This window comes from Citrobacter sp. S55_ASV_140, assembly GCF_018919505.1.
GTDB classification, from domain to species: Bacteria; Pseudomonadota; Gammaproteobacteria; order Enterobacterales; family Enterobacteriaceae; genus Citrobacter; species Citrobacter werkmanii.
On record NZ_JAHLQZ010000200.1, the window covers coordinates 1 to 6,893 of the forward strand.

Below are 6,893 nucleotides of genomic sequence, written 5' to 3' on the forward strand. Positions count from 1 at the left end.
GGCCAGTGCTGCGGCGGCGATCGCCAGCACAGGGAGTTTAAGCCAGGCGGCGGCGACAAAACCCAGGATGAAGTAAGGGATGTAGACGTTTTTCATCATGATTTTCAGCAGTACGGCGAAACCGATAGCTGGCATGATGCCGCCTGCCACGCCGAGGCCGTCAATTAGGCGGGTCGGCAGAACATCTATAGCTGTTTTGGCATGTTCCGCGCCAAAGTAAATCGGCAGGAAAGCGCATAAGAAGTAGAACGTCCCCAGCGCCAGTAACGCCAGATAGTTGACCCGCTCAATTCCGTCTGTATCGGCATTCGCCGCCATGCGATCGCAGCGCGCCATCACCCCGGACATCACGGAGAAGAGGAAGGTAATACCCATTTGTACCGCTACCGCGAACGGTACAGCAACACCGACAGCGACTTCCGGTTTTACGCCAGTGGTGATGGCGAAAGTCGTCCCCACGATGGTACCGATGATGACGTTTGGCGGCTGTGCTCCCGCCAGCGGAGCCAGACCCATCCACACCAGTTCCAGCGTACCCCCGGTTAAAATACCGGTATGCAGATCGCCCAGAATCAGGCCGACCAGCGGCCCGAGAACAACCGGGCGGTGCATGTGCGTTAACCCGTTGAACATATCCAGGCCTGCAATAAAGGCGAGAATACCCAACGCAAAAGCCTGCAACAGACTGATTTCCATTGTGAATCCCTCAGAGAAGTTTATAGAGGTCCTGGGCGGGTTCTGTGGGAACGCCCTGAACGAAGCATTCCACCCCAGCGGCTTTCAACCCGTTGAACGCCGCTATATCGGCAGCGTCTACAGAAACCGTTTTGGCGATTTGCTGCTTGCCGTTGGCATAGTGCATGTTGCCAACGTTGATACGATTAACAGGAACACCGCCTTCGACCAGACGGTAGAAATCCGCAGGCGATTTGCAGACCAGCAAAATTTTCTGGCGATCGGCGGCACGGTGAATATTGTCGATTACTTTTTGTAGTGACCAGAAGCGCACGGCAATCCCTTCCGCCAGAACCATTTCCATCAGGTTTTGCTGCACCGGATCTTCAGCCACCTCATCATTGGCGACCAGCACCAGATTTGCCCCCGCAAATCCGACCCATTGCACACCGACCTGACCGTGAATTAAACGTTCGTCAATGCGACTTAATACAATGTTTGGCATGGTATTTTTCTCTTTCTTGTTATGCGTTATGGGATGAATCACCCAGGCTGGCGCAGTGATATTGCTGCAGTATGTCCTGAATATGGTTAATGATGAGTTCTCGCGGTGTCGCGCTGAGATCTCCCTCGCGCACTTTTACGTACTGCAAGGGTAGATACTGGCTAATCAGCGGTAACGGGATCGGTTCGTCGGCCAGGTTACGCACCAGACGTTCGAATGCCTCATCAATCTGGCTGTCCGGCCAGTAGTAACGAACCCGATCTGAGTAGCTATATCCGCGGGCCAAACGGCGCGCGTTGCCATCGCCGTGATAGTGGCTCTGCCAGTACTCCGGTCGATCAAGCATCACGCTTTCCAGGACATGTCGCAGGCCTGAGCTGGCTTTTGCGGGCAGCAATTCCTCTTCAATAGCGGCTAATGAAAATAACGCTTCGCGCAGGGCAAAGGTCAGCGCCGGGCCGACTTTCAGGATCGCGAAATGATCTTTAACCAACTGGCGCAAGGACTGAGGCGTTTGGTAATCGGTAGAATGCGCTTCAAAAATCAGCGTGTCGTAGTCTTCCACCATTTTGCTGAGTGACACGGCTTTCTGCGGTTGGTAATCAATGATGTGGGTGTGGTCGAATTCGACGCCGGGTTGCACCACCAGGGCGATGATACGCGGCCAGATACCTTCCAGTCCGCGCTTTTCAAAGGCGTGATAGTGGGCCTGCAGCGTTGCGCGTGCCGCATCCGGCGTTGTTACCGCCAGTTCGGTTAATGCTTCGTGAGCGCCGCCAGGAACCGGGACTTCTGTGCCAATTACATAGACCAGGTCAGACTCACCAAAATGCGCAATACAGGTTTCTTCGGCAACTTTTGCCAGGCGCGCGGCGCGCTCAGCGACGATTTCATCCGTTAGTGGAACCGGGTCGTTAGCACAAGACATGCTGCAATCAAGGTGGATCTTTTTAAAGCCAGCGGCGACATAACTCTTGATCAAATCGTCAGCGTTGGCCATTGCTTGTTCTGCTGGCTGATTTTGCCAACGGTTTGGTCCAAGGTGGTCTCCACCGAGAATCAGCATATCCTGAGAAAAATTAAGCGAGTCGGCTAAACCGCAGACAAAACTGCGAAAATCGGCTGGTGTCATACCCGTATAGCCGCCAAACTGGTCAACCTGATTAGAAGTTGCTTCGATCAATAGCGGTGTATGATTGGCATGGGCGTAGCGAATTGCGGCTTCCAGTACGATTGGATGCGCGGAACAAACGGCATAAATCCCGTTTGCCTTCCCCCGTTTATGTTGCTCGACCATTTTAGTTAGATGTTTCACTTTCCTCTCCAGGTCAGATAACTGCGACATCAATCTTTCGTTTTGTTTCATTTAATACTGCATCATGGTGATTTAAAAATAAAACGAAAGATAATAGTTTTCCGATCTGTTTCACAAAAGAAACGCAATGAAAGGTTTCAGCGTGAATCTGTTCGACTCTTCCCTGCTTGTGGGGCTTGCATTCGCGTAAAAGAAAGGCGTTAATAGACAAAACGAAATAAAACGAAAGAGACAACTAAAGGATTTCTTATGAGTAACACCGAGTCTTCTGCAGACAAGCGCGTTATCGGCACCAGCGAAAGGCGCGAGCAGATCATCCAGCGGTTACGGCAGCAGGGAAGCGTTCAGGTTAACGATCTTTCCTTATTTTATGGCGTCTCCACGGTCACGATTCGTAACGACCTCGCTTTTCTGGAAAAACAGGGGATTGCGGTACGCGCCTATGGTGGGGCGCTGATTTGCGATAGCGCTACGCCTGGTGTTGAGCCTTCTGTTGAAGACAAAAGTTCGCTCAATACGGCGGTAAAACGCAGTATTGCCAGAGCCGCCGCAGAGTTGATTAAACCGGGGCACCGCGTGATCCTTGATTCCGGCACCACGACGTATGAAATTGCCCGCCTGATGCGCCAGCATACCAATGTGATTGCAATGACCAATGGTATGAATGTCGCTAATGCGTTACTGGAAGCCGAAGGGGTTGAGCTGCTGATGACCGGCGGTCACTTGCGTCGTCAGTCGCAATCCTTTTATGGCGATCAGGCTGAGCAATCGCTACAAAATTATCACTTCGACATGCTGTTTCTTGGCGTTGATGCTATCGACTTAGAGCGTGGTGTTAGCACACACAATGAGGATGAAGCGCGTCTCAATCGCCGGATGAGTGAAGTCGCGGAGCGCATCATCGTTGTTACCGACTCGACGAAGTTTAATCGCTCCAGTCTGCATAAGATCATTGATACCCAGCGGATCGATATGATTATTGTTGATGAAAATATTCCAGAGGAGAGTCTGGAAGGCTTACGTAAGCATGGGATTGAGGTTGTTCTGGTGAGTATTTGACAAAAAGGTCGGAAAGTTTTCGAACTCCCCGACCTGTAATCGAATTTCACTTTCAGCAATCAGGTCACTGGCGCCGGGTTAAACACCGCCAGTTGGTTATGCAGTCCCCACTGATCCGAGAAGGTTTTCTTACGCCCGCTGGCGACCTCGAGAATAAACTCGAACAATTTCAGACCCACGTCTTCAATGGTTTCTTCTCCGGTGGCGATGGTACCGGCGTTGATGTCCATCAGGTCAAACCAACGATTGGCCAGCTCAGTACGCGTCGCCATTTTTATCACCGGCACCGCCATCAGGCCGTACGGCGTACCGCGACCGGTGGTGAATACCTGCACGGTGATCCCGGAAGCAACCTGCTGTGTACCGCAGACAAAATCGCTGGCGGGGGTCGCGGCGTAAATCAGTCCTCGTTTGGTTGGGCGCTGGCCCGGCGACAATACTTCGACGATGGCGCTCTTGCCTGATTTGGCGATTGAGCCCAGCGCTTTTTCCACCACGTTTGCCAGACCGCCTTTCTTGTTGCCCGGTGAAGGGTTGGCGCTGCGGTCAGTCTTGCCCATATCCAGGTAGTTATCGTACCAGGCCATCTCTTCGAGCAGGCGCTTACCTACTTCTTCGTTAATCGCACGCGGGGTAAGAAGATGGATAGCATCGCGCACTTCGGTCACTTCCGAGAACATCACGGTCGCGCCGCAGCGTACTAACAGGTCGGAGGCATAACCGACCGCCGGGTTGGCCGTGACGCCGGAAAAGGCATCGCTACCGCCGCACTGCATACCGACCACCAGTTCTGATGCCGGGCAGGTTTCACGTTGGCGTTGGTTGAGCTTTGCCAGATGGCGTTCTGCCACGTGCAAAATATCAGCAACCATTGATTGAAAGCCGACGTGCTTTTCATCCTGCAGGCTGACGATGCTGGCGCTGTCGACCGGGATACTTTTTACATCATGAGTCCCTTCCAGCAGTCGCTCTGGTTGCAGTTTTTCGCAGCCGAGGCCAATAACCATCACTTCACCGCCAAAGTTGGGGTTCAGCGCAATATTATGGATGGTACGAATCGGCACAATGGCGGCCGGAGCGTTAATCGCCACCCCGCAGCCGTACAGGTGATTAAGCCCCACCACGCCATCGACATTCGGGTATTTGGGGAGCAGATCGCGCTCAATGATTTTCACCACATAATCCACCACGCCCGCTACGCAGTGTACGCTGGTGGAGATGCCGAGCAGATTTTTGGTGCCGACGCTGCCGTCTGCATTGCGATAGCCTTCGAAGGTATAACCCTCAAGAGGCGGTAGCGGCTCCGGTACTTTGGTCGCCAGCGGCAGCGTCTCCAGCGGCGGGGCCTTGGGCAGCTCAACCATGGATTCATCAATCCAGCTACCGCGCGGGATATCGCGAACGGCATAGCCTATCACTTCGCCATAACGCACAATTTCGCCGTGAACAGGAATATCGCATAGCGCCACTTTATGACCCTGGGGAATATGTTCAATCAGCTCCAGCCCATCCGGAAAACGCGTCCCGGCTTTCAGGCCATTGTCATTGACAATAATCGCCACATTATCTGTTGCGTGAACTTTAATATAAAACGCCGAGGGCGATTCTTGTCTGATTTCGATGTCGGCCATTGTCCAGTATTCTCCAGCAAGGTGGTAATAATAGTGTGGGTATTTATATTTTGAATCTAATTATCAGTAATAAATATTCGGTATCGTGAAATAAGAATGTCAGGAGTTTAAAATTAAGAATGTGATCATGATCACTTAAACTCAGCAGGACCGTACCACCAAGGGGATTAATCAGTAAATGTGTGCATTAGCGCCCATGCGTGTGTGCATATGCCCAAAATATTATTTTAACAACGCGTAATTATTGAGCGTCTGCACAATGATTAACGTTGCTCTGCTGATTATACTAAATCACGGTTTCATAACGTCTGATAAATTATTATGTGTTTTTATTATCGGTAATTTATCACCAGGGATAGCTAACAAATAATAATAAAAACATTTTTATGTGCCCGAGGTAAATAGAATGATTCTGGATACAATTGTCGAGAAAAAGAAAGGTACACATACCCGCTATTTAATATTATTGATAATTTTTATTGTAACTGCCGTTAACTATGCGGACCGTGCGACGCTGTCAATTGCCGGCACGGAAGTGGCGAAAGAGTTGCACCTCAGCGCCATCTCAATGGGGTATATTTTTTCCGCCTTCGGTTGGGCTTACCTGCTGATGCAAATCCCCGGCGGCTGGCTGCTCGATAAGTTCGGCTCGAAGAAAGTCTATACCTGGAGCCTGTTCTTCTGGTCGCTGTTTACCTTCCTGCAGGGCTTTGTGGACATGTTCCCGCTGGCCTGGGCAGGTATTTCAATGTTCATCATGCGCTTTATGTTGGGCTTCTCAGAAGCACCTTCCTTCCCCGCCAACGCCCGTATCGTAGCGGCCTGGTTCCCGACCAAAGAGCGCGGTACGGCATCCGCGATTTTTAACTCCGCACAGTATTTTTCCCTGGCGCTGTTTTCGCCGCTGCTCGGCTGGCTGACTTTCGCCTGGGGCTGGGAGCACGTCTTTACCGTGATGGGGGCGATTGGTTTTGTGCTCACCGGGCTATGGATAAAGTTTATTCATAACCCAACCGATCACCCGCGTATGTCGCAAGAAGAGCTGAAGTTTATCTCTGAAAACGGCGCGGTCGTAGATATGGACCATAAGAAGCCGGGCGATGTGAAGTCAGGTGGTCCTAAGCTGCATTATATCAAGCAGTTGCTGACCAACCGTATGATGCTTGGCGTGTTCTTCGGACAGTATTTTATTAACACAATTACCTGGTTTTTCCTTACCTGGTTCCCGATTTACCTGGTACAGGAAAAAGGTATGTCGATCCTCAAAGTTGGTCTGGTGGCGTCTATTCCGGCGCTATGTGGATTCATTGGCGGCGTGCTGGGTGGGGTGTTCTCTGATTATCTGATTAAACGTGGCTCCAGCATCACCCTGGCGCGTAAGCTGCCGATTGTGCTCGGCATGCTGCTCGCATCGACCATTATTCTGTGTAACTACACCGATAACACCGCTCTGGTAGTCGCGCTGATGGCGCTGGCGTTCTTCGGCAAAGGCTTCGGGGCGTTGGGCTGGCCGGTGATTTCCGATACCGCGCCGAAAGAGATTGTCGGCCTGTGTGGTGGCGTATTTAACGTATTTGGCAACGTGGCCTCCATTGTTACTCCGTTGGTGATTGGGTATCTGGTGAGCGAGTTGCACTCATTTAATGCCGCGCTGATGTTTGTAGGGTGCTCAGCGCTGATGGCAATGGTTTGCTACCTGTTTATTGTC

The 6,893-nt window shown here is 51.6% G+C and carries 6 protein-coding genes; 2 read left to right on the forward strand and 4 right to left on the reverse strand.

The genetic code is table 11. The annotated features are described in order from the left end of the window. From agaW to kbaZ, 3 genes are all read right to left on the reverse strand, one after another. The coding region (gene agaW, locus KQJ18_RS20090) for a PTS N-acetylgalactosamine transporter subunit IIC (protein ID WP_216422577.1) at window positions 1-696 on the reverse strand (696 nt) is incomplete at its 3' end. Between the two features lie 10 nt (window positions 697-706). Continuing rightward, window positions 707-1,180, reverse strand: coding sequence for a PTS N-acetylgalactosamine transporter subunit IIB (agaV, locus tag KQJ18_RS20095; RefSeq protein ID WP_038634137.1), 474 nt, complete (start codon window positions 1,178-1,180; stop codon window positions 707-709). 19 nt (window positions 1,181-1,199) lie between these two features. Then, the gene (gene kbaZ / locus KQJ18_RS20100) at window positions 1,200-2,525 is read right to left on the reverse strand and encodes a tagatose-bisphosphate aldolase subunit KbaZ (protein ID WP_216422578.1); all 1,326 of its coding nucleotides are present in this window, start codon (window positions 2,523-2,525) and stop codon (window positions 1,200-1,202) included. Window positions 2,526-2,744: 219 nt separating this feature from the next. Here kbaZ and KQJ18_RS20105 point away from each other — a divergent pair, with 219 nt between their 5' ends. Beyond that, the gene (locus KQJ18_RS20105; RefSeq protein ID WP_159121514.1) at window positions 2,745-3,554 is read left to right on the forward strand and encodes a DeoR family transcriptional regulator; all 810 of its coding nucleotides are present in this window, start codon (window positions 2,745-2,747) and stop codon (window positions 3,552-3,554) included. Between the two features lie 59 nt (window positions 3,555-3,613). On the opposite strand, the gene garD is transcribed toward KQJ18_RS20105, so the two are convergent. Continuing rightward, on the reverse strand, window positions 3,614-5,185 hold the full coding sequence (garD, locus tag KQJ18_RS20110; protein WP_085048669.1) for a galactarate dehydratase: 1,572 nt from the start codon (window positions 5,183-5,185) through the stop codon (window positions 3,614-3,616). A 406-nt stretch (window positions 5,186-5,591) separates the two neighbouring features. Between garD and KQJ18_RS20115 the strand changes: the two genes are divergently transcribed. Continuing rightward, window positions 5,592-6,893 (forward strand): MFS transporter (locus KQJ18_RS20115; protein WP_216422579.1); only part of this gene is annotated, 1,302 nt, incomplete at its 3' end.